We start from the raw sequence: 2,607 nt of genomic DNA on the forward strand, positions 1-2,607 counted from the left end.
GCTCCAGCGGCACCGCGACATTCTCCAGCGCGGTCATCGTCGGCAGCAGGTGGAACGCCTGCAACACGATGCCGATGCGACCCCGCCGCGCCACCGCCAGCGCATCCTCGTCGAGCGTGCCGAAGTCGAGCTCCGTCACCTGCACCTCACCGCCCGACGGCCGTTCGAGCCCGGCCAACACTGCCATCAACGACGACTTCCCCGACCCCGACGGCCCGAGCAGCGCCACGCTCTCCCCCGCCAGCACGGTCAGGTCGATGCCGCGCAGGATGTCGACCCGCGCCGGCGGCCGGCCGAGCGCCAACGAGACGTTGCGCGCGGCGATGACGGCGCTAGGCACCGGGGATGAGGCGGAGGTCACCCCCGACGCGATACGGATGGCGGACGCTGCTTGTCCATCTCGCTCTTCTTGTCGCGGGGCCGGCCGCCGCCGCGCCGCGCGCGCCGTTGATCTGGGCGTTCGGCGACAGCCTCGCCGCGGGCTATGGCCTGCCCCCGACGCAGGGCTTCACCGCGCGATTGGAGGCGGCGCTGCGCCGGCAGGGGGTGGCGGCGACCGTGCGCAACGGCGGGGTGGCGGGCGATACCGCGGCGCAGGGCCGGGCGCGGCTGCGCTGGGGCCTGCGCGGGCTGGGGCGCACGCCCGACCTCGTGATCGTCGAGCTCGGCGCCAACGACATGCTGCGCGGGTTGCCGGTCGCGCAGGCGCGCGCAAACCTCGACCAGATCCTGGCCGAGCTGGCGCGGCGGCGCATCCCCGTGCTGCTGATCGGTATGCGCGCCGCGCCCAATCTCGGTCCGGACTATGCCCGCGCGTTCGAGGGCATGTACCCCGCGCTCGCCACGGCGCACCGGGTGCCGCTCTATCCGTTCTTCCTCGACGGCGTCGCCGCCGATCGCGCGCTGATCCAGCGCGACGGCCTGCATCCTAACGCACAGGGCGTGGCGATCATCGTCGACCGCATCCTGCCGACCGTACGCCGGGCGCTGGTCAGTCGCTGATGCGGATCAGCATCTTGCCGATGTTCCGCCCCTCGAACAGGCCGATCAGCCCCTCCGGCGCGCGCTCGAAACCGTCGAGCACGGTCTCCTGATATTTGATGCGGCCGTCCTTGAGCCAGCCCGTCATGTCGCGCATGAACGCGCCGCTGAGCGGGGCGAAGTCGGTCGCCACGAAACCTTCCATCCGGACGCGCTTGTAGATGAGGTTGAACAGCCCATACACCGCCTGCGGCGTGCCGTTGTACGAGGAGATCGTGCCGCATACCGGCACCCGTCCCCGGACGTTCATGCGGGGCAGCGCCGCGTCGAGGTGCGCGCCGCCGACATTCTCGAAATAGACGTCGATGCCGTTCGGCGTCGCGGCGGCGAGGGCCTCGGCCAAGGGCGCCGCCTTGTAGTCGATGACCGCGTCGAGCCCCACCTCGTCGCGCAGCCAGGCGGCCTTCTCGGCCGAGCCGGTCGAACCGACCACGTAGCAATCCTTGATCTTCGCGATCTGCGCCGCGACCGACCCGACGGCACCGGCGGCCGTCGAGACGAACACCTGCTCCCCCTCCTTGAGCGCGCCGGTTTCGAGCAGGCCGCCATAGGCCGTCAGCCCGGTGCCGCCGAGCGCGTGCATGTAGACGGTGAGCGGCAGTTCCGGGTCGGGGTGCAATTTGGTCAGACCCTTGCCGTCGGAGACGAACATCTCGCGAAAGCCGCTGCCGTGCCGGACCAGGTCGCCGACGGTGAAGTCGGGATGGCGCGACTGGACGATACGGCCGATGCCCCCGCCGAGCAGCGGCTCGCCCAGCGCCTGATCGGCGTCCAGCCGAGGCCGCATATACGGGTCGACCGACATGATCAGCGCCTGAACCAGCATCTCGCCGTCGCCCGCATCGGGAACGACAGCATCGACGAGCGCGAAGTCGTCGTGCACGGGCAGGCCTTGCGGCCGGCGCGTAAGATGGATCTGGCGCGAATGGGGCATGGTCTCTCCTGCGGCGAAATCGCTTCGCCTTGCAGCGGGAGTCGCACAGCCGGTGAGGCGCGGCAACCGCTCCCGACAGCGTGCAGCGACCCTGCCAGACGCCAAAAAGCCCGCTAAGTCTCTCGACTTGCAGGCTATTGTTGGTTGCGGGGACAGGATTTGAACCTGTGACCTTCAGGTTATGAGCCTGACGAGCTACCGGGCTGCTCCACCCCGCGCCAATCCCTGCGCGAGGCAGGGACAATGTGAATGGGTTCCAAATCGTTCAGGGCACACAGGCTGCAATGCCTGGCGACGACCTACTCTTCCATCGCTTGAGCGATAGTACCATCGGCGCAGTCGGGTTTCACGGCCGAGTTCGGGATGGGATCGGGTGGGACACCGACGCTATGGCCACCAGGCAATGAAGCCTGTGTGCGTCTGAACGGTTCTAAAATCGATGCACCTTGCAAGATGTAAGGTTATTCTGGCGTCGAGCCGATCATCCGACCTCATGCCAACCCGAGGGCTGTCATTGATGGTGGAACTCTCAAGCGCGAATAGGACAATTAGTATCGGTTAGCTCCATGCGTTACCGCACTTCCACATCCGATCTATCAAGGTCGTGGTCTCCGACCGTCCTAAGAAATCTT

3 protein-coding genes, 1 tRNA gene and 2 rRNA genes are annotated in these 2,607 nt (G+C 67.7%); 1 reads left to right on the forward strand and 5 read right to left on the reverse strand.

The window, feature by feature from the left end; all coding sequences use genetic code 11:
• Positions 1-340 (reverse strand): ATP-binding cassette domain-containing protein (locus tag ACFE7K_RS15625; protein ID WP_375399117.1); only part of this gene is annotated, 340 nt, incomplete at its 3' end.
• A 5-nt stretch (positions 341-345) separates the two neighbouring features.
• On the opposite strand from ACFE7K_RS15625, the gene ACFE7K_RS15630 reads away from it, so the two are divergent.
• Positions 346-1,002, forward strand: coding sequence for an arylesterase (locus tag ACFE7K_RS15630; protein WP_375399118.1), 657 nt, complete (start codon positions 346-348; stop codon positions 1,000-1,002).
• On the opposite strand, the gene ACFE7K_RS15635 is transcribed toward ACFE7K_RS15630, so the two are convergent.
• The 4 genes from ACFE7K_RS15635 to ACFE7K_RS15650 form a co-directional block, all read right to left on the reverse strand.
• Positions 992-1,975 carry an NADP-dependent oxidoreductase gene (locus ACFE7K_RS15635; protein WP_375399119.1) on the reverse strand — a complete coding sequence of 328 codons (984 nt, stop codon included), beginning with the start codon at positions 1,973-1,975 and terminating at the stop codon, positions 992-994. The genes ACFE7K_RS15630 and ACFE7K_RS15635 overlap by 11 nt on opposite strands.
• A gap of 141 nt (positions 1,976-2,116) precedes the next feature.
• A tRNA-Met gene (locus tag ACFE7K_RS15640) sits at positions 2,117-2,193 on the reverse strand.
• 68 nt (positions 2,194-2,261) lie between these two features.
• Positions 2,262-2,376, reverse strand: a 5S ribosomal RNA gene (rrf, locus tag ACFE7K_RS15645).
• A 126-nt stretch (positions 2,377-2,502) separates the two neighbouring features.
• Positions 2,503-2,607 (reverse strand): 23S ribosomal RNA (locus ACFE7K_RS15650); the annotation flags it as partial.

Source organism: uncultured Sphingomonas sp. (assembly GCF_964244265.1).
Taxonomy (GTDB): domain Bacteria; phylum Pseudomonadota; class Alphaproteobacteria; order Sphingomonadales; family Sphingomonadaceae; genus Sphingomonas.

Bases quoted from the DNA above. Each gene is read 5' to 3' on its own strand.
- ACFE7K_RS15630 (WP_375399118.1), top strand. From the start codon at position 346: ATGAGGCGGAGGTCACCCCCGACGCGATACGGATGGCGGACGCTGCTT.
- ACFE7K_RS15635 (WP_375399119.1), bottom strand. From the start codon at position 1,975: ATGCCCCATTCGCGCCAGATCCATCTTACGCGCCGGCCGCAAGGCCTG.